The sequence below is a fragment of the Luminiphilus sp. nBUS_07 genome, from assembly GCF_051201685.1.
Classification (GTDB): Bacteria; Pseudomonadota; Gammaproteobacteria; order Pseudomonadales; family Halieaceae; genus Luminiphilus.
Window position 1 is genome coordinate 2,211,765 of record NZ_CP179213.1, and the last position, 20,115, is coordinate 2,231,879.

20 protein-coding genes are annotated in these 20,115 nt (G+C 51.5%); 8 read left to right on the forward strand and 12 right to left on the reverse strand.

The window, feature by feature from the left end; translation table 11 throughout:
* Nucleotide 1: 1 nt before the first annotated feature.
* The 4 genes from ACMAZB_RS09850 to ACMAZB_RS09865 all read right to left on the reverse strand — a co-directional run bounded on the left by ACMAZB_RS09850 (nucleotide 2) and on the right by ACMAZB_RS09865 (nucleotide 2,725).
* Complete coding sequence (locus ACMAZB_RS09850) at nucleotides 2–778, reverse strand: SDR family NAD(P)-dependent oxidoreductase (protein ID WP_435216829.1); 777 nt, start codon at nucleotides 776–778, stop codon at nucleotides 2–4.
* Nucleotides 779–802: 24 nt separating this feature from the next.
* Nucleotides 803–1,741, reverse strand: a complete 939-nt coding sequence (locus tag ACMAZB_RS09855) for a glutathione S-transferase family protein (RefSeq protein ID WP_435211438.1) — start codon at nucleotides 1,739–1,741, stop codon at nucleotides 803–805.
* 70 nt (nucleotides 1,742–1,811) lie between these two features.
* Nucleotides 1,812–2,249 (reverse strand): DUF3429 domain-containing protein, encoded by a 438-nt coding sequence (locus ACMAZB_RS09860; protein ID WP_435211440.1) that lies wholly within the window; start codon nucleotides 2,247–2,249, stop codon nucleotides 1,812–1,814.
* A complete protein-coding gene (locus tag ACMAZB_RS09865; protein ID WP_435216831.1) occupies nucleotides 2,234–2,725 on the reverse strand; it encodes a DUF3833 family protein in 492 nt (163 codons plus the stop codon). Before ACMAZB_RS09865 ends, ACMAZB_RS09860 begins: the two co-directional genes overlap by 16 nt.
* Nucleotides 2,726–3,454: 729 nt before the next feature.
* Between ACMAZB_RS09865 and rmf the strand changes: the two genes are divergently transcribed.
* From rmf to ACMAZB_RS09900, 7 genes are all read left to right on the forward strand, one after another.
* A complete protein-coding gene (gene rmf, locus ACMAZB_RS09870; RefSeq protein ID WP_007235233.1) occupies nucleotides 3,455–3,658 on the forward strand; it encodes a ribosome modulation factor in 204 nt (67 codons plus the stop codon).
* Between the two features lie 163 nt (nucleotides 3,659–3,821).
* Nucleotides 3,822–4,778: an AAA family ATPase gene (locus ACMAZB_RS09875; RefSeq protein ID WP_435211445.1), complete on the forward strand. Its 957-nt coding sequence runs from the start codon at nucleotides 3,822–3,824 to the stop codon at nucleotides 4,776–4,778.
* 2 nt (nucleotides 4,779–4,780) lie between these two features.
* Nucleotides 4,781–5,704 (forward strand): DUF58 domain-containing protein, encoded by a 924-nt coding sequence (locus ACMAZB_RS09880; RefSeq protein WP_435216832.1) that lies wholly within the window; start codon nucleotides 4,781–4,783, stop codon nucleotides 5,702–5,704.
* Between the two features lie 6 nt (nucleotides 5,705–5,710).
* Nucleotides 5,711–6,184, forward strand: coding sequence for a DUF4381 domain-containing protein (locus ACMAZB_RS09885; RefSeq protein ID WP_435216834.1), 474 nt, complete (start codon nucleotides 5,711–5,713; stop codon nucleotides 6,182–6,184).
* Entirely contained in the window at nucleotides 6,177–7,175 is a 999-nt protein-coding gene (locus ACMAZB_RS09890; protein WP_435216835.1) for a VWA domain-containing protein, read from the forward strand. The genes ACMAZB_RS09885 and ACMAZB_RS09890 overlap by 8 nt, the downstream gene beginning before the upstream one ends.
* Nucleotides 7,168–9,003 (forward strand): VWA domain-containing protein, encoded by a 1,836-nt coding sequence (locus ACMAZB_RS09895; RefSeq protein WP_435216837.1) that lies wholly within the window; start codon nucleotides 7,168–7,170, stop codon nucleotides 9,001–9,003. The genes ACMAZB_RS09890 and ACMAZB_RS09895 overlap by 8 nt, the downstream gene beginning before the upstream one ends.
* Complete coding sequence (locus ACMAZB_RS09900; protein ID WP_435216839.1) at nucleotides 8,984–10,660, forward strand: BatD family protein; 1,677 nt, start codon at nucleotides 8,984–8,986, stop codon at nucleotides 10,658–10,660. Before ACMAZB_RS09895 ends, ACMAZB_RS09900 begins: the two co-directional genes overlap by 20 nt.
* Nucleotides 10,661–10,662: 2 nt before the next feature.
* Here the strand turns inward: ACMAZB_RS09900 and ACMAZB_RS09905 are convergent, their stop codons facing one another.
* The gene (locus ACMAZB_RS09905; RefSeq protein WP_435216841.1) at nucleotides 10,663–11,382 is read right to left on the reverse strand and encodes a response regulator transcription factor; all 720 of its coding nucleotides are present in this window, start codon (nucleotides 11,380–11,382) and stop codon (nucleotides 10,663–10,665) included.
* A gap of 123 nt (nucleotides 11,383–11,505) precedes the next feature.
* Between ACMAZB_RS09905 and ACMAZB_RS09910 the strand changes: the two genes are divergently transcribed.
* Entirely contained in the window at nucleotides 11,506–12,609 is a 1,104-nt protein-coding gene (locus ACMAZB_RS09910; protein ID WP_435216843.1) for an HD domain-containing phosphohydrolase, read from the forward strand.
* Here the strand turns inward: ACMAZB_RS09910 and pepN are convergent, their stop codons facing one another.
* The 7 genes from pepN to lipA are packed head-to-tail and all read right to left on the reverse strand — an operon-like array spanning nucleotide 12,610 to nucleotide 20,053.
* A complete protein-coding gene (gene pepN / locus ACMAZB_RS09915) occupies nucleotides 12,610–15,213 on the reverse strand; it encodes an aminopeptidase N (RefSeq protein ID WP_435216845.1) in 2,604 nt (867 codons plus the stop codon). It lies immediately after the preceding gene.
* The gene (locus ACMAZB_RS09920; RefSeq protein ID WP_435220072.1) at nucleotides 15,206–16,012 is read right to left on the reverse strand and encodes a DUF2797 domain-containing protein; all 807 of its coding nucleotides are present in this window, start codon (nucleotides 16,010–16,012) and stop codon (nucleotides 15,206–15,208) included. Before ACMAZB_RS09920 ends, pepN begins: the two co-directional genes overlap by 8 nt.
* Nucleotides 16,013–16,038: 26 nt before the next feature.
* Entirely contained in the window at nucleotides 16,039–16,308 is a 270-nt protein-coding gene (locus ACMAZB_RS09925; protein WP_435216847.1) for a DUF1315 family protein, read from the reverse strand.
* 14 nt (nucleotides 16,309–16,322) lie between these two features.
* The gene (locus tag ACMAZB_RS09930; protein WP_435216848.1) at nucleotides 16,323–16,949 is read right to left on the reverse strand and encodes a rhomboid family intramembrane serine protease; all 627 of its coding nucleotides are present in this window, start codon (nucleotides 16,947–16,949) and stop codon (nucleotides 16,323–16,325) included.
* Complete coding sequence (locus tag ACMAZB_RS09935) at nucleotides 16,933–17,817, reverse strand: NAD(+) kinase (RefSeq protein WP_435216850.1); 885 nt, start codon at nucleotides 17,815–17,817, stop codon at nucleotides 16,933–16,935. The genes ACMAZB_RS09930 and ACMAZB_RS09935 overlap by 17 nt, the downstream gene beginning before the upstream one ends.
* A 41-nt stretch (nucleotides 17,818–17,858) precedes the next feature.
* Nucleotides 17,859–19,046, reverse strand: a complete 1,188-nt coding sequence (locus ACMAZB_RS09940) for a glycosyltransferase family 4 protein (protein ID WP_435216852.1) — start codon at nucleotides 19,044–19,046, stop codon at nucleotides 17,859–17,861.
* Entirely contained in the window at nucleotides 19,046–20,053 is a 1,008-nt protein-coding gene (lipA, locus tag ACMAZB_RS09945) for a lipoyl synthase (RefSeq protein WP_435216854.1), read from the reverse strand. Before lipA ends, ACMAZB_RS09940 begins: the two co-directional genes overlap by 1 nt.
* Nucleotides 20,054–20,115: the final 62 nt, after the last annotated feature.

Sequence of the window (20,115 nt, forward strand, 5' to 3'; positions counted from 1 at the left end):
GTTACTGCGGACGCGCCTTGATTCGAAAAAATCGGCGAGTCCATACTGATTGAAAGAGTGGGTCTAACCACCGGTACAAGCGCCCCGACACCACCACAGGTTTGCCAACATCTGCGCCACGGATGGCGTCACTGACGACGGTGTCAGCGCCGTACCAAAGCCATCTTGGCATACCTGCCTTCATATCGTTCAAACCCGCGGTTTCATGAAAGTCAGTGTGTGTGAAGCCGGGACACAAAGCTGAGACATGGACACCCTGCCCTGCCACGGTAAGGTTTAGCTCCTCGGACACCGCCACTAAATAGGCTTTGCTTGGTCCATAGTTACACCCACCCGACCAGGGAATTCGTCCCGCTACAGACGCCACGTTAACCACTCGACCAAACTTTCTGGCGGCCATGCCGGGTACGAAGCGATGACACAACTCAACAACCGATAGCATCATTAGTTGAAAGAAAGCCTGCTGCTCTGGCCAATCACGATCCTTCAATAAGTCAGGCCCGGCTACACCCGCGTTATTAATTAGCCAGTCAATCTGAAGGTTGTTGTCATGACAATATTTCTCGATTAGCAACGGCGCATTGGGCTCAGAAAGGTCGGCCACCAATGTTTTCACCGTCACACCGAAGTCCTGACTAAGAGAAGCTGCAAGCGCCTGCAAACGGTCTCCACGACGCGCAACAAGCAGCAAATTGAGGCCTTTTTGTGCCAACTGTTTCGCGAACTCAGCTCCCAAGCCTGCCGAAGCCCCAGTCACTAAAGCATACCTTGGCGTCATACTATCTCCCACATGATCAGTGTATTAATCTGCGGCAGCGGGTTTTACAACGTAGCCCACCCGTGGAAAATGCACGTGCAAAACACCGAAATCATCTGTTTGCCGCGCCACAACATAGCGCTCACCGGTGGTCGCCACCAGCTGTCCTAATACGGGAACCTGCCCGTAGTCGGTGGGCGCCACGCTCACCATCTGATTCAGGTACTCATGGCTATCAGACGGTGGCAGAGGCCGGGGCTGCGACTGCGCCGCCATTGCAAAGGCGTCCGAGGGATCAAGTTCCAATCGCTCGCCGTGGCCCGGCTCAAGCATAGACTCATACCACCGATTCAAATGAACAAGGTCTTTGGGCAAACTCATCTCGATAAAATCCAGCTTAAATTTCACCGGGTGGATCGCCGCAAAGTCGGCGTAACCCGGACGCTCCCCATCGAGGAATAAACGGTCGGCAAGAGCGGCATTTAAATCCGCGAAAAACGTTGTTATCACCGAGCGGGCTTGCTCTCCTGAGGGCGGTCGAATCGTTGCGCCTTTCATCATGCCCGAGCGGTCTTTAAAAAATCGATAGGTCTGGCGAATTCCAAATTTTCGCAGCAGCGACGCAAGCACTTTTGTAGGGGGCTCGCTGGTAATGACTGAAAAGAACACATCACCCTGTGCGCGAGCCACCAATTCTTTGCAATCATCGCTCACTGACGCCGGGCGCAGTGCCGCTCGATCAGTTTCTCCGGCGATCTCAAGGGCGATAAGCGCCGTGTCACAAAACAAGTCCGCGCCCTTCTGAGCGACCGGGATCCGCCGATATCCGCCAGTCAGAGGGTCGAGGTTGGGACGAGGGGGCATAGCGGGAGATATCACCGAATGCCACGACAACCCGGTATGTCCAAACATCAGACGGATTTTTTCAGCATAAGGAGACGCTTCATAATGGTGCAAAACCCACTGATTGTTATTTTCGGTCACTTCTTTCTCCGTTTTATTGTCTCAATCTGCAGGGTGACGCCTCGAGCGCAAGGTGGTTAGTCCAGCGTAGTTAGTCCAGCATAGCTACATTCAATCCGACGTACAGCAAATGAGCGAAGACTACCGCAAGGGTCAACTGCGCACGCATAGCCGAATACCAGTTTCGCGTCGTCTGTGTACGCCTTTCGTACCAAAGCAAGGCAAGATATCCGAGTGTAAGTAGCAATACAGCAAGCACCACTTGCGCGGTTAATACGCTTGCAACGGCAAAAATAACAATGCCATTGCTCACGACTAGATGAAAATTCTGCTCACCATCTGGCAACTGGCGTGTGTTACCCCAGAGTGCACCCGACAGGAAACTTAAGATCGCAAGTGAATAAACCACAAAGCCCTGAATTGAGAGCGCTCTGGGGTAATCCTGCAGAAAAGCTATGCCAAGTAGAAACAGGTAAAAGGGGGTGAGACCAGCAAAGCCCAAAGCTTGCGTTGTTATTTGGGGGCGCATTCAACCTCTACATCAGGATGGCGAATTATGGTGAGTAAAATCTCACCTACACCAACCCCAAACTTGCTCATTTTCGACTGATTAACGACCACATCATCGCTAACGCGATACATGCGGTCGTCTACTCGGACATCGACCGCTCCGTCTTCGAGCTGGATACGCAAGGTATAGTCCAAGACAAAGGCGCTGCCATTCCAACGGCCTTCGCCTTCACCAACAACATCGCCCGCCGTCGCGATAAACCTTTGATTGGTGCTTGGCGATAGCGTCCACACACGCTTCTGGACCTCGCCATCGTCGAAGACAAAGTCTTCATCTAGGGTGCCTACACCATCATTCCAGCAGGCACTGATGTCCGCATTAAACTGACGTATCGCTGCGCCACGACGGTCTCTCACTACACCGTGTGCAGTCAGAAAACCCGTAAAAAATGTTTCCGGTCGCATTTCCGGGGACTTAATGGCGTGATCCTGCAATGCAGCCGATCCACACCCCGACAACAAGGCGCAGCATCCTAGGGCAAGTAGGTAAAAAAAACCCCGGCCGCGTGGGCCGGGGAGAAAAAACCATCTGGGGGAAGATGGCCTAAAACTATCGCAAGACATACTGGGACCAACCCTGTGGTCGTTCCAATGCGTTTAGTACGACCCTATTTTTAATCTGGATCACCAAAAGTTTTGCGCGAGTAGCAACCCCTAAAAAACCCAGCCTGTTCTAACAGGACCAACAACACGTGCACAGCGACCGACGCCTGACGAATCGCCGAAAACCACAACCGTGTGAGCCCAAACGCGCGTCCCTTCCAAACAGGGTGGAACAAGTTTTCGGCGCCAATATTTGTACCAAAAGCATTTTTTGTCTGGGTTTTACAGCAGGTTATCCAGACATAAGGAGAATGATTCTTAGCTCATAGCAAGCTTTAGATCCTTGCAGAACATGGTTAGAACCAATCAACTATCGACAGGGATTCCCGCTTCTGTTTTTATTTCACATGTGCAGACTTATCGTTATACATTGACAGACCAGCCTGTCAGCTGCCCACCACTGCAGTCTGACCGAAGCATCCTAAGAGTATGCCCGATTGAGGCATACCCAAGCCTTGTAGGTTTGCACGCCACTTTGCTCCCTTTCCCTTCTTTTGCACTTGATGGACATTAGCCGTTGCGGCTAATAGTTGTTGCCAATAATTAGTAGGAGATCAAACGATGCGAAGATCCAAACGAGACATGCTGAAACGCGCTTTCGAACGTGGGTACCAAATAGGCCTCTCCGGGCGTTCACGGGAAACCTGCCCCCATGGTACTGGACCCCACAAACTAAGCTGGCTGCAAGGTTGGCGCGAAGGCCGAATAGATCAATGGGAAGGGCTCACCAACATCACTGCTTGTCATAAATTGTCCGGCTTCTGACCTGAATCCCAACTAAACACCACCCAACTCTGGTGCAGCACGCCGAGTTGGGTGCAAAAACGGTTATTTCATCGCTTTTGAACCCATTGTGATGAACTCACGACACTTGTTTTTGTCATAGCAGGAGCCATATCCTTGGCATCCCTAAGACAGAGCGATTTCCGTGACTTCGACACCCCTACAACAACTTGAGCATTGGTTGTCTGGCCAAATTATTGGTCAGCATGATCTCATCCACAAATTATTGATAGCACTTCTAGCAGATGGGCACCTACTCGTGGAGGGTGCACCGGGCTTGGCCAAAACCCGCGCGATAAAGCAAATGTCAGAGGGAATCGAAGGCGGCTTCCATCGCATTCAATTTACCCCCGACTTACTTCCTGGTGATATCACCGGGACTGATATTTTTCGGCCACAGCAGGGGACATTCGAATTTCAACAGGGTCCGATCTTCAATAATTTAATACTGGCGGATGAGATCAACCGCGCCCCTGCCAAGGTTCAATCCGCACTCTTGGAGGCAATGGCAGAGCGTCAAGTCAGCGTGGGTACGCGCACCTACGCCCTTCCCGAGATGTTTTTGGTCATGGCCACTCAAAACCCTATCGAGCAAGAGGGTACCTACCCTCTACCCGAAGCCCAGCTCGATCGTTTTTTAATGCAGGTAAATGTGTCCTACCCAGATGCCGATGCCGAAACTCGAATCCTCAAGCTGGCAAGAAATGAAGCTAGCGGAACCATTCCTGAAGCACCTCAGCCCCTTTCGCAAGATGCTATATTCAAGGCTCGACAATCCGTTTTATCCGTGCACATGGCAGAAGCCGTCGAGGCTTATATTGTGCAGCTCGTTATAGCCACCAGAGAACCCAGCGCCTACAACAACGAACTCTCCGACTGGCTGGAGTTCGGCGCTAGCCCCCGAGCGACGATAGCCCTCGACCGCTGCGCCCGAGCCAACGCTTATTTACACGGTCGGGACTACGTTAGCCCCGATGATGTTCAGGCCGTGGTCACCGACTGCTTAAAGCACCGGCTGATCCTTTCTTTTGAGGCCGAAGCTGCAGGTGTAACGCGCACTCAAGTGATTAATCGGCTTCTTGAGACAGTAGCTGTCGGCTGATCGTGAAACTTCAGCAACAACAACTCCCACGTGGCGCAGATATCGACAGCAGCGCACTCATTGCTGCGCGCTTCTCTGCTCGATTTCTGGATGTCACCAAAGCGAGTCGAGCCCTCGCAAATCTCGCGGGAGCAAAACGCTCTTACCGTAGAGGTCGAGGCGTAGAATTTGATGAGGTGCGTCAGTACACAGCGGGTGACGATGTGCGAGCTATTGACTGGCGCGTGACAGCACGGTCTGGTGAACCCCACACAAAATTATTTCATGAGGAGCGCGAACGCCCTGTTCTGGTCTCACTCGATCTTCGTCGCACGATGCGGTTCGGTTCACGCAATTGCTTTAAATCGGTCCTAGCCGCACACGCTGCCAGCTTACTTTTATGGTCAGCCCTCGACCGTGGCGAACGCGTGGGCGGTATGGTGGTATCGGGCGATAGAGCGGAGGACATTAGGCCGGCCAGGTCACGACACACAGTACTGGCGATTATTCGAGAGATGGTGCGCTGCGACAAAAATACGACTGAGGCTGAGCCTCTTTCCCTCGCAGAGCAACTTAGACAGATACAGCGGATAGCACGACCGGGCTCCGCCCTATTTCTCATTAGCGACTTTCATGACGGTTTAAATCCGGAGGTTCTGCAAACCCTTCGTCGGCTCGTGCAACACGTACAAATTACCGGGGTCATGATCAGCGACCCGCTAGAACGCAATTTACCTCAGGCAGGTCGCTATGTGGTTAGTGATGCCTCAGGGCGCAGCGCTTTAGATACCGGAAATCGAAAACTGATGGCGCGATTCAGCGCTGAGTTTGACGAACACGCGCAAAACCTGCGCGACGCCTATCAGGGGCTGCGGATACCACTAATTCCAATGAGCACCGATCAGCTTCCACTGACCGTGCTCCAACGTTACTTTCCAACCCATTAGACGATGATGGATACGGCGTCCCTACTTGAACAGTTGGCCCCCTTACGAGAACCACCCTCAGTCGGCTGGTGGCCACTTGCTCCGGGTTGGTGGCTGGCCCTAATCATCACCAGCTTGCTCATTGGACTTCTGTGCAGAGCCTTGCTGTTACGGTGGCGTAAAAATCGCTACCGCAGACTGGCTTTGGCGCAAGTCACAGTGCTACGGGAACTTGGCAAGCCTTCTCTTGAGCAAGTGAACCGACTGCTAAAAGCAACGGCACTTCGCACTTGGCCTGACCAAAAAGTGGCAGCAATGCACGGCTCCGAGTGGCTACATTTGCTGTGTGAGAGTGCGCCAAAAGCGGGTGATAGCTGGATGAGCTCTCTGGAGGCGGTTTATCGAACGCCGGGTCAACCTGCGACTGACGAACTGTTACAGGGTGCTGTTGAATGGATTCGCTGTCACGATGCTCGTGAAATCGGGAAACGTCATGATTGAACTGGCTTACCCTTGGTTGCTACTGCTGGCTCCTCTGCCCCTCATCATGCGCTTGCTGCATGCCAGCAACCGTTACGAAGAGGCAGCGCTAGAAGCGCCCTTCGCAAGTCGCTGGCGGCAGCTAGCGGGAACCGCGTCACTAGGCCTTCAAAGCAGTCCACTCAAACTTATTGCACTCATTTTGATGTGGCTAAGCTTGGTGACTGCGGCCACTCGCCCTCAGTGGGTAGGCGAGCCTATTGAGCTGGCGAATTCAGGGCGGGACTTACTACTGGCCATTGATTTATCGGGCAGTATGCAAATCGAAGATATGCAGGTCGGCAATAGTCTGGTCTCACGCATTACTGCCGTCAAAGCCATTGCGGCTGATTTCACCAGCCGAAGGACCGGAGATCGGGTTGGACTCATCCTGTTTGGCACTCGAGCGTATGTTCAAGCCCCCCTGACTTTTGATATCAAAACCGTTGAGAAATTTATTGAAGAGGCGCAACTCGGTTTCGCCGGGGAAGATACTGCCATCGGAGATGCCCTCGGGTTGGCTGTTAAGCGCTTGCGTGAGCGCCCTGCAGATTCACGCGTTCTGATACTGCTTACGGATGGGCAGGATACGGCGAGTACCGTTGACCCTATGGAAGCCGCTGCTCTGGCGTCAGAGATGAATGTCAGAATTTATACCATTGGAATCAGCAGACGTTTGGGCACCACAAGCAATGCCTCGGGTGAAGTTGACGAGGCGTTGCTTACAGCCATCGCCCAGGCTACCGGCGGACGATATTTCCGTGCAAGAACACCGCAAGAGCTACAAGGCATTTATCAAGTGCTCGATGAGCTAGAGCCCGTAGAACAAGAAAAATCAACATTCAGACCCATCGAATCCATGACCTGGGTGCCTACCTCCGTCGCATTCTGGTTGGCCTTACTGTTAATCGCTCTTCGAACCTGGCCGCAACTGAGTTTCCGTTCCAACACCAAGGAACAGCAACATGATTGAAGATGGAATCAATGTTTTGCGGCCACAGGCATTTTGGCTTTTGCTTGCGATACCTCCCGCGTTTTTTATGCTTTGGCGTTCGATTCAATCAGCAGCGAGTTGGGCCAAAGTTATCGACCCCCATCTCTTACCTCACCTGATATCCAGCACTACAAACACGACCAAAAGAATAGGCCATTGGTGGACAGTCTGCTGGCTGGTCATGGCGACCATCACAATTGCGGGCCCCAGTCTCCAGAAAATTGAAATACCCGTTTTTCAGCGTGCTGATGCCCTGGTTATCGTGCTTGATCTCAGCGCGTCGATGAATGCCGCCGACATCCAGCCGAGTCGTGTTCAACGTGCCAAACAAAAAATTCTCGACTTGCTCGTCAGTCGTGACGAGGGTGTAACAGGACTTGTCGTCTATGCGGGAGATGCCCACGTGGTGGCCCCGCTTACCGACGACCGTCGGACTATAGAAAACCTATTAGGCGCGTTGGGGCCCGACATCATGCCCCTTCCCGGCTCCGACGTGACAGAGGCTCTCGAGGTTGCGGTCGCGCTTTTACAAACCGCGGGCGTTGCCAACGGCCAAATTCTATTAATCACTGACGGCATGCCAAAGTTTCAGGCCGCCGATGTGACAGATCAGCTTAGGGCGGCTAGAGCGGAGCTGGCTATTTTGGGCGTGGGAACACGCTCTGGCGCTCCCATCCCAAGGCCTGACGGAGGCTTCCTTCGCAATGAAAGTGGCGAAATTGTCATTCCCAGCTTAGACCCTTCAGCACTTGCGAATCATGCAGATGAGCTAAACGGCCGCTTCACTGAAATCACACTCGACAATCGCGACCTAGACCTGCTTCTCAGCCGCTCTAAAACGCTCGACCTTGGTGAAATCGCTCTTGATCGTGAAACAGATACTTGGCTCGACCAGAGCAACTGGCTGGCGCTGTTTTTAGCGCTGTGCCTACTGCCGCTTTTCAGACGAGGCGCTTTAGCGGCCGTCTTACTGATCCCATTGCTTTACCCCGAATCTGCGAATGCCCAACTGTTAACCAATCTTTGGCAAACCCCAGACCAAAAAGGAGCCAATGCGCTCGAGCGCGGCGATGCAGAAGCCGCTGCCGGTCTGTTTGATGACGATGCTTGGAAAGGCACGGCTCAATATGCCGCCGCAAACTGGCAGGGCGCTGCAGACAGCTTCAAAAAAGGTAAAGATGCCAACAATTGGTATAACCAAGGCAATGCCTTGGCCATGGCGGGGAAATTCGAGCAAGCCTTAGAAGCTTTTGATCAATCTCTGGCACTAATGCCTGAGGCTGAAGACGCACTCCGCAATCGCGAGCTCATTGAAAAACTACTAGAGCAACAAGAGCAGCAGTCTCAGCAAGACCAAAATAGCGAGCAAGATCAGGATAGTGATGAGTCATCAGATGGTCAGGAGGGTTCGTCACAGCAAGATGCGCAACAAGGCGCTCAAGAGCAAAACAGTAACGATTCTCAGGCCAGCTCCGACAGCGATTCCTCACAGCAAACTGACCCTAACGAAGATGCTGGCAGCCCGAACCCTAAAGACGGCAAGGCTGACAGTTCAGAGGGCCAATCTGAGCCTGAGGGCACGCAGGAACCTGCATCCTTATCCGAAGAAATGCAGGCAAGACTCGATGCCCAAACTGAAGCGCAAATGGGAAAATTTGACGCTGGCCTAGAAAAGCAGCAAGCCCTAGAGCAATGGCTTCGAAGGGTTCCTGATGACCCCGGAGGCTTGTTACAGCGAAAATTTCGTTACGAGACGATTCAAAGACTGCGTCAAGGAGAGGAGCCCGATGAAGATGTACGCTGGTAAATCAATGCGCTTGAGTTTTTGCGCCGCTTTGTTGTTACTGCTCTCGCTCTCGTTACCTGCCTCGGCGCGTATTACAGCAGAAGTCGATCGCACCGATATCGCCATGGGAGAAACATTACGTCTAACGCTCACGGCTGATGCCGGGGAACGACCGGACCAAATTAGTCTCGATCAACTCGAGGTGGATTTTGAAATTGTTCAGCGCTCTAGCTCAACTAGTGCTCGACTTATTGGTGGCGAGCAAAGTATTACACGGACGCTTGAAATCGAACTATCGCCCCTGCGCGAGGGCATACTGACCATTCCTGCCTTCAACACGGGTGGGCGTCGAACAACGCCCACTGCGATAAAAGTATCACCCGAACCTGAATATGCTCTAGCCGACGAGCTCGTGATCTTTGACGCTGCCGTCGATCAAAATGAAGTTTATGTGCAAGCTCAATTCATACTCACCATCACCCTCCAACAAGCGATTAATCTGGATAACCGCGCAATTTCTGAGGTCGACATTCCTGACACCTATCAAGAGCCACTAGAACAAAAGAGTTTTCAGCGGCGCTCTGGTGGACGTCTTTGGCAAGTCACCGAACTTCGCTACGCAATATTTCCGCAAAAATCTGGTGATCTTCTGGTTCCTGCTATCGCATTTTCAGGCCGTGAACTGCTGCCCGGGCGGTCGCTGTTAGGCGCTAGGCTAGGTCGTCGCATTGCAATGAAATCAGACCCTATCAGCATTCGTGTCAAACCAGTCCCAGCAACATTCCCCGGTGACGTTTGGTTACCTGCGCAACAGCTGACACTTACCAGCAGTTGGAGCACAGCACCCGAGAAGCTGAGCACTGGTGATTCAACGACGCGAACACTTGAAATAACCGCTGAAGGGCTTCAAGGAAGCCAGTTGCCGCCCATCACCAGCCTCGGGGGAAGCAGCGCCATTAAAGGGCTTCGTTTCTATCCTGACAAAGAAACTATTGAGCAACGAGAAATCTCACAAGGGCTAGAGGGTTATCGACTGCAGAGTGAAGCGCTAGTCAGCAGTGAGGCAGGTAACTGGATCCTCCCGGAACGCATCATTCCCTGGTGGAACACAAAAACCGACACGCTGGAATTTGCTCGACTGCCCGAGGAACGAATTAGTGTTGCTAGCTTGGTTGCGGTCACAGACTACACAAGCAGTGACCCACTCACGTCAGCCATTCCCTCAGGTGATCAAACCAACAGTACTCGAATGTGGCAAATTGGCGCTGTGGCTGGCTGGCTAGTAGCGATGTTGTTAGGGGGCATACTTTTGAGGGGACTCCATAGCGCAACGCCAGTCTCCAATAGCGCCCAAACAGCGGCTCAAGCTCGGAAAGTGCAGCACTTTATGTCAATGCGAAAGGCCTGCAGCACCAATGATCCTAGCGCCGCGCGTTTAGCTGTACTTGCTTGGGGTCGCAATCAGTTCGACAACCTATCGCCAAACACTTTGAATAGCATTGCCGCAAGAGTTGGGGGCGAACTTGGGCAAGAACTGCGTGCTATCGACACACTACTTTTTTCGACAGAGAATCCAGAAACATGGAATGGGGCACGGCTTTTTAAGCTATTGAAGGCCTACGATGACGGTCCAGCCTCAGTCCCTGAACACGAACTAAGCTTATATCCGACGGGATAATGTCAAAGCGCCTCTACTTCCAACGCGAACATATAGCCCACTCCTCGCACGGTACGAACTGGAGGAGTGCCGCCGGGAGCTGTCACCTTTTTTCGAATACGGCTGACTAAATTATCAATATTTCGATCAGACCCGGCCCAATTAGCTGCGTGGGCAGACTCTAATAAAAACTCACGAGACAGCACTTGCCGGGCATTTGCAACCAGTGTCTTTAATACCGAGAACTCTAAGGTTGTCAGCGAGATATCATGCCCATCTGGCCCCGTAAGCGCCATTGCATTTACATCGAAAACATAACCGTCAAATTTAAAGCGTCCCTGCTCTGATACGCCAGCTTTTGCTGCTTCGCCGTAGGCAACACCACCCGTTCGGTACATCAACTGTCGAATACGCGCGACCATTTCTCGCGAGCTAAAAGGCTTAACAACATAATCATCGGCCCCAGTCTCAATACAAACAACCCGCTCGACCTCAGCACTGCGACCCGACATCACGATAATTCCAATGTCACTTTTACTGCGGACCTCCCTGATAATGTCGACGCCAGATCCGTCGGGCAAGGTGAGGTCAACAACAATTAACTGGGGTTGGAAATCTTGAACTTTGACCCAAAACTCACTCACAGAGCTAACCGTCAGGACATCAAAGCCCCAATGAGCGAAAACTTCGTGGAGCTCCTCTCCGAATACTTCGTCGTCTTCAACGATTAATACCTTAATCATGAGCAGCTGTTCCTAGATTTACCGTAAAGTGCTTGATTAACATACCCCGAACATGAGGTATGCGCTATCCTATGCCCACACCCTACCAATTGCCACCTCATATGGGCTAGTCATAAATTCACCATGAAAATATTGCTCGCCGAAGACGACTCACAGGTACGAACCGAACTCCGTGAACTGCTCACAGAGCAAGGCTATGAAGTGACGACTGCCATTGACGGAATTGATGCGTTTGAGAAGTTTCGCGCAGACGAGATGATTGAAATCTTGCTGCTCGACATCCGTATGCCCCGAGCTACCGGATTACAAACCCTAGACGCCATAAAGAAAATCGAATCCCCCAACGACCGAGTTTTTGAAGCCCTTTTTATAACAGGCAACAGTGACAGCAATGCGATCATCTCAGCGCTAAAACTTGGGGCGTTTGCATTTCTTTTTAAGCCAATAGTCGTTGAGGAACTTCTCAAAGAGCTATCGGACGCCACCGACAGTATCAATCAAAAGCACTACCGAAATTTTCAGAATTCCATGCTACACATACAGCAATCCGACAAAACACCGCTTAAGGTGGCAAGCTCGATCCGGGACGGCATGGGAGCCACCTCTGAGATAGCTGCTATCGGGGCAGAACATTACTCACCTGGCATCGAACAACATGTTCATAGAATTTCAGAGATGGCGCTTTGTGTGAGTGTACGCTTGGGCCTTGACGCTCAGCAGTGTCAGCAAATAAGGCTTGCGAGTCTGCTACACGACATCGGCAAACTCGGAGGACCGACCGATATTTACACCGCCGAACGGACACTCACCGAGGAGGAGTTCGAAAAAACAAAAGACCATACACGACTGGGTGCCGCACTTCTTGAACACTATGATGATCCTATTATTGAAGTTGCGCAGAATATCGCCCTACAGCATCACGAAAACTGGGATGGCACGGGTTACCCCCAAGGCCTTAAAGGCGATGAAATCAGTATTGAAGCAGCCATTGTTCACGCAGTAGATACCTACGACAATTTGCGCTCACACAGACCCTACCGCGCCGCCCTGCCTCACCATATAGCGATGGAAATACTGGTTAGCGGGGATGAAAAGTCCAACCCCGATCACTTTCACCCGGGAGTGCTACAGGCCCTTCTGAGCCAGCACCGTGAAATTGAAGCCATTTATGAGCGGTATCGCCCCATCGAAATTGAAACCAGCAGTGTGCTTGAGACCTCTGAGTAACTACTTTTCCAGCGCTTTACCCACGACTTCGAAAACATCTCGCGACAAATTTTCAAGACCCGCAATACGCTCTAGTTGCTGTTGCATTGCATCGACCCCGTGTGCATAACGACGATAGCGTGTCAGCGGCGTACACAACCGAGCCGCGATCTGCGGATTCGCCGATTGCACTCTCGCAATTACATCTCCCAACAATGCATAGCCCCCGCCGTCCTGCCGATGAAATGCCGTCGGATTGGCAGAGGCAAAGCCTCCTACCAACGCCCGAACTTTATTCGGATTACGCCAATCAAAAGCCCCATGATTCTGAAGCTGTAGTACAGCTTCAACAGTGTCTGGGCTAGGCCTTGTCGCCTGAAGGGTAAACCATTGATTAACGATGAGCGCCTCGTGTTGCCAATTCTGGTAGAAATCTTCCAGCGCCGAATTGCGCACCGACTCGTTGTCAGCGTTGACCAATACCCTAAGCGCTGCCAGACGGTCACTGAGGTTGTCTGCGTTGCGCAGCATAGCCTTAGCCCACTCCAACGCCTCAGGCTGTGCGTAGCACAAATAACTTAATGACAGATGGCGCAAAGCCCTTCTACCAATTTGCCAACCATTTGGCTGATAGGGCTCTGAAATAGCGTAGCTGCTGAACCAATCGGTCCATTGATCTTCAAACTCAATCGCTAGTATGTTCTTGACGCGCTCCCTAGCCTCCCTAATTTGAAAAACATCGACAGAGCCCTGTTGCGCTTGCCGGTCAGCAAGGGACTCCTCAGACGGCAGCAAAAGCAACAACGCTTTCATAGCATCGTCTGTATCACTGGACATTGCTTTTCTGTAAGCCGCAGTAAAGGCATCCGACAAAGGGTCGCCACGCATCTGAGCTTCGATAACTCTTGATGAGTAGCGCTGCATTGCATCCCATTTCACAAATTCATCACTGTCGTTACTAATTAGCGCCGCTAACGTGTCATCGTCGTCTGCACTACGAAGCCGAACTGGGGCTGAAAAGCCCCGCAACAAAGACGCCGCTGGTTTATCTTGAACATTGTCGATCTGAAAGGTCTGGCTTGCCTCTGTGACATCAAGCAAGCGCGTTGAGCTGCCCTCTTCGAAGGTGTGAGACTGTCCATTGACCACTAAACCAATAGCCAGAGGCAAATGAAGCGGGGGCTTTTTCGAACCGTCCGGACCAGAGCCATTGTTTTGCGTCACCGTCAGAGTGACCCGCTTTGCCATAGGATCATATTGATCGTCGATCACTAGCTCTGGCGTTCCTGACTGCTCGTACCAGCGACGAAACTGAGTAAGGTCTTTGCCGGAAACCTGCTCCATCGCAGACACAAAGTCATCGCAGGTAACCGCCTGACCATCGTGCTGCTTGAAATAAAGTTTCGCACCTGCGGTGAACAGCTCGTGACCTAACAGCGTGTGCAACATTCGCACAACCTCAGCGCCTTTTTCGTACACGGTTAAAGTGTAAAAATTTGAAATTTCAATAAAACTATCCGGGCGAACAGGATGCGACATTGGGCCTGCATCCTCGGCAAATTGATGGGTCCTCAGAAAGCTGACGTCTTCAACACGCTTCACTCCGGGGGAATTCATGTCTGCTGAAAATTGGGAATCACGGAATACAGTAAAACCCTCTTTTAAACTCAGCTGAAACCAGTCACGACAGGTGACTCGGTTGCCCGAGAAATTGTGAAAATATTCATGCGCAACAATCGACTCAATCCTTAAATACCCTGCATCTGTGGTGATGTCAGGGGAGGCCAAAACGCATGAAGTGTTGAAGATGTTGAGGCCCTTATTTTCCATGGCGCCCATGTTGAAATCGTCAACCGCCACAATGTTGAATAGGTCAAGGTCATATTCAAGACCGTAAACCTCTTCGTCCCATTGCATTGATCTTTTTAACGAGTCCATAGCGTGATCGCAGTAATGGACGTCCTTAGCTTCAACAAAGATATTCAGCGCCACCTCACGACCAGAGGCCGTAGTGAATGCATCTGACACACACTCAAGCTCGCCGGCCACGAGCGCAAACAGGTAGCAGGGTTTCGGCCATGGATCGTGCCAACTGCTGCGATGGCGGCCCTCAGGTAAATCTTCTTGGGATACCGAGTTACCATTGCTCAGCAATACCGGACAGGTCTGTTTATCGGCCTCAACAGTGACTTTGAAAATGGCCAATACGTCGGGACGATCCAGAAAAAACGTTATTTTCCTAAAACCCTCTGCCTCACACTGCGTGCAATAAATGGTTCTAGATCTGTAGAGGCCTTCGAGGGCTGTATTGGTCTCTGGAAAAATACGCACCCTAGTGAACAGCTCACAGCTGTCATCTATGGCGGGCAGCGTTAATTGACTGCCATCGTAACTATATTGGTGAGGTTGCAGGGGCGCACCATCTATTTCTATGCACTCAATCTCAAGATCCTCACCATCAAGGATCCATGGCGCCTCATCCTTCACCTGCCGCTGCAATCGCAATTTGCTGGATACGAGCGTGTATCCGTCATAGATTGCAAAGGTCAAATCCACATCAGAGATGGTGAATTTTGGTGCCGTGTATTCTTTCCTATAGATCGTTTTCGGGCTGCCATCACGCATTGTCGTGCACCTTAACTTCCAAGTTATAACCGCCATATTTTCTAATGTTGATAACCCCCGTATCAAACATCAGATATTGGCCTTTTATGCCCAGCAGCGTTCCTTCGATTTTCTGCGTTTTGTTCAGGTTGTGCGAGCTTACTTTTACTGGCCACTCTAAAACTGGATAGTCGATACTTACACTACTTGAGTCATCCAACCACTGAATCGCTTGCATGCCATAGGTAGATTGCAATTCGGTAATGCCCTCATGACAGATATCAGCCAGAGCCCTCTGCCTATCCAGTAGGTCGACAGGACTGCCGTTACCTTTAAGCATCGTTTGCCAGGCAGTTTTGTCTGCCACATGCTGCGCCAGCAGAATTTCAAGTAGACCCGACTGATAACGAGTGGCAACACGCGCAATTGGTTTCGCCTGAGTGGCACCTTGGTCGATCCAACGAGTGGGAACTTGAGTACCTCGTGTGATCCCAACCTTCACTCCAGACGTGTTGGCAAGGTAAACAATATGATCCACAAAACAGTTCGTTTCACCCCACTCTGGTTCCCGGCAAGTTCCTTCAGCAAAATGACACTTTTCAGGTTTAATAATGCAGGTATCACACTGAGCTAATCGCTGAAAACAGGGGTAGCAATAACCCTGATTAAAGCTTTTTTTGGTTAATCTATCGCAATGTACGCAGTTGATAGCGCCTGTGAAATGAATACTAACTTTGCGCCCAAGCCAGGGATTAACCGATACCTCTTGATCGCCAGCAATGAAGGTGTAACTCACCGGATCATTCAAAGCGACTCGCATTTTTCTCACTGGACCGAACAAATCTGTCACTTGTTTTCTTCCTTCTCTAACCAGGTCATCGGTTGGGGATCATCACAGCTACTGCCGGCTTTATGTCCCTTATCGATGTAACCAATGCGCTCCTCTGGCGGCAAGTTCAACTCACCCCAGGCTATGACCGCCTGCATCGTATGTTCTCGCTGCGCAGCGGTAACGCTTGTACCGTCAGGCCACAGACCCGTGGCCAGTGCCTGCACCATACGCTCGTAGAGTTCTGGCCCCATCGCACGAACTGTTTCCAGATACGGATCAGTCAAGCTCTCTCTCCTCTTTAAGATCTATCAAACCGAGACAGCAAACCAAATACACCGCCCAATAAAACACCGATTACCAGTCCCCCGAGATGGGCGCCATTAGCAATCGCCCCAGCGCCTAGGATTTGCAGCGCCCCCACTAGACCGACAACAAGCCAGATCAACATAAATCCCACAACAGCAGGCGGGAGCGGTTCTATCCAATTTGGACGAAGCGCATTTCCCGCCCAGATGAATCCCATAAACGCGTAGACAACACCCGACATTCCTCCAAATATCGAAGGGCCGGAAATAAAATACTGAACACTGTTTGAAAACACTGCAGACGCTAAATATAAGCCTGTCAGATTGAGTGACCCCAGAGAGGTTTCTATACGACGTCCAAACTCCCAGATCCATAAACAGTTAAAAACCAAATGCATCCAACTGAAATGTAACAACGTTGGAGTGATGAAGCGCCACCAGTCACCACCGGGTTCCCCCAGGCGACCTCCACGGGACGTAAGTTCTACAGGAACAAAATTGAAAAGCTGAAGAAGCGGCCCATACAAACCCAGCTCTTTAAAAAGCAGAAACACCAAAGTGCTGAGGGCAACCAGCACAAAGGCAATTGGGGAAGATCTGATCTTACTGGGTAAGGGCATCGGACCATCGTAGCTTGTCACGGCAACTTGCATAGAAGCTGTTACCCGGCGGATGCAGCAAAATCAGCCGCTCTTCCTTTTTACTAACGGTAACCGAATCACCCGGGAGAGCCGTCAAGGAAACCTGGCCATCGCAGGTCACCAAAGGATGTATTTGGTTGCGCGAGACAACATCAACTTTAATCTTGGAGTCACCGTGGACAACGATTGGCCGACTCGTAAGAGAGTGCGAGAACATAGGAACTAAAACAATGGCATCGAGAGCAGGATTCATAATGGGGCCGCCCCCCGACATTGAGTAGGCGGTAGAACCTGTTGGCGTTGCCAAAATAAGCCCATCAGCATTCATGCGATAGACAAACTCGCCGTCGATGGTGAGCTCGAATTCAATCATCTGAGCAGATGTTCCGGAGTTTACGACAACATCGTTGAGAGCTTCTGCCGCGCCAATTACCTCGCCATCGCGCAGCACTTCAGTGTCGAGCAGAAATCGAGAATCTCGAGTGTAGTCACCGTCAAGCACGGCTGTTACTTGACCCACTAAATCGTCAGGGCTTACGTCTGTCAGAAAACCAAGTCGCCCCCGGTTAACGCCAATAACTGGCGTATGGTGCCGCACTAACGTTCTAGCGGCGCTTAGCAGTGAGCCATCGCCGCCAATCACTATGGCTAAATCTACACTTTCACCAATGGCCTCTCGGGGTTGCATCGCACGTTTTTCAAAGTGCGACAGGGTCGCGAGTCGATCCTCAAGCACCACATCAACACCTCGCGCATCTAAAAGCGCCAGTAGATCGGCCACGATCTGATTGACACCCGGGTGCTCCCGCCGACCAAGCAGACCCACTCGCTGGAATTCCTGCTCCATAGCTACACCACCTCAATCACAATAAATACGCTCGATGCTTTTCAGACACTTAAGGTGTGGCGATGATAACGGTTAAGCTCACGCCTCATGCAATGTGCCAGTTCAAAGCGCGGCAACTGCTCTCGAGCCGCCGCCATACCCTCTCTGGCTGATTGCTTCCAGAAAACCGAGTCGGACATCATCCGGTTAATGGCCACCACCATTTCTTCGCGGCTATCAGCCACAACAACGCCGGAGCGCATGCGAAAGTGCGACCTTCGCATAGCGTGACGGGTGGTGACTGTGGGTATTCCCCTGGCCATGGCATTCACTAATTTTGCATCGACGTGGTCTTCAAAAAGTAGCGGCTCGACGACAACCCGACAACGCTGGTCCAGTAGGTGGTGATCGTCAGTACTCCAGTGCAGAAAAACCCGAGACATTGCCGAGATATGCTCAATGAACTCTCGGGACGGTGCAGAACCGACAATATGAAACTCAACGCCGGGAATTATTCTCTGAGCTACCGGCCAAATTTCTTTTAAAAACCAGTTCACGCTAGCCACATTACCGGCATCGCCCAAATAACCATAGAAACCAATGCGCGGCTCGGTTCGATTGAAGTCGACCTCAGCTAACGTGGGTTTAGCGCCGGTTGGGTGGCTAAAGCTGTACTGAAGCTGCCGCATTGAAACACCACGCTCAGACAATCTAGCGGCGAGGCTGGGGCGGATAAAGACCATCTCTACCTCACGGCAAACATCGACGAGATAGGGCTCCCGTGAATCACTGCCTATGCCTGTCGTATTATCTTCATCGTCCATTACACCCTGACCATAGGGAATAAAGGCCATAGGCACGTCGGTGCCGATCGGTCGATAAGGCCACGACAGCAAGCCGTCGACGACTACCGCATCAAAGGCCTCAACATTACGCTGAATCGTTGTCTGTAAACGCGCGCAAAGCTTAGTTGTACCAAAACGCTCTTTCATTAAGCGCCTCAACCCTTTCTCGCAATCGGTGTCTGCGCTGCTCGCTTCAAAACCGCCGGTAACACGGAGGGGGCCAAGGTCGACACGCAAACGATGCAGTCCCTCTGCAGTTACAGGACCAACAACAGCAAGCGAAATCTCAAAATCCCGGCTGAGAACGCCAACATTGATTCTTGATTGCAGCGACAAAATACCATCACCGCAGCGAGACTGTACCGCGCTGATATAGAGAAGCTTTAATGGCGGCGCCAAGGCCATCAATTCAAACCCACATTATTGCCCTCAAGCACCCGTTCTGCTCGATAGCTTGAACGCACCATGGCTCCAGACACAACCTCCATAAACCCTAACGACAGACCTACATCGCGATAGTGCTCAAACTCTTCCGGAGTGACATATCGTGCTATTGGGTAATGATTTTTTGTCGGTTGCAGGTACTGCCCGAGAGTAATGACATCAACGCCATGCTCTCGACAGTCCTTCATGCACTGCACGATCTCTTCTTCTGATTCGCCCAGTCCCAACATGATGGATGTTTTAGTAATGACATCAGGCCGGTATTGCTTACCGTGGGCTAGCACTGACAGGGTTTGCTGGTAGGTCGCACGGACATCTCTCACCGGATGGGTCAGCCGCTCAACAGTTTCAATATTCTGTGCGAAAACCTCAATACCCGAGTCGAGCAAAATTTCAATTGCTCCCGTATCTCCCAGAAAATCGGGAGTCAAGGCTTCTACTGCCGTCTCTGGGTTTTGCTTTTTTACCGCAATCACCACCTCGGCGTATCGAGATGCCCCGCCGTCGGGCAAATCGTCCCGATTCACCGAAGTCAGAACCACGTATTTGAGCCCCATCAGTTGCACGGCTCGGGCCGTCTTAGCCGCCTCTTCGGGGTCCAACCAACCTTGGGGATTTCCTGTATTCACCGCACAAAATTGGCAGGCTCGAGTACAAACATCACCCATCAACATAATCGTGGCAGTACCTGCGCTCCAGCATTCACTAATGTTGGGGCACTTCGCCTCTTCGCAAACCGTCGCCAAATCATTGTCGTGTACGATAGTTTTTACCGCGGCATAATTGGGCGTACTTTGAATGCGAACGCGCAACCAATCGGGCTTTTGCAACGCGGCAGAGGCTGTAGCACTGCGTTTAATGCCATCTTTGATCGCTCGCACCCCCCTTTCAGTGGTGAATTTCTCACCACTTTTAACCTGCTGGGTTGGGATTAGCTCAATTTTTCTGTCAACCGACGATTCGCTCATAGTGGCTATTATATCGCGATCAGCGCGCTCCGTAGCAGTAATTCGTAGTCTACAAAAAACCA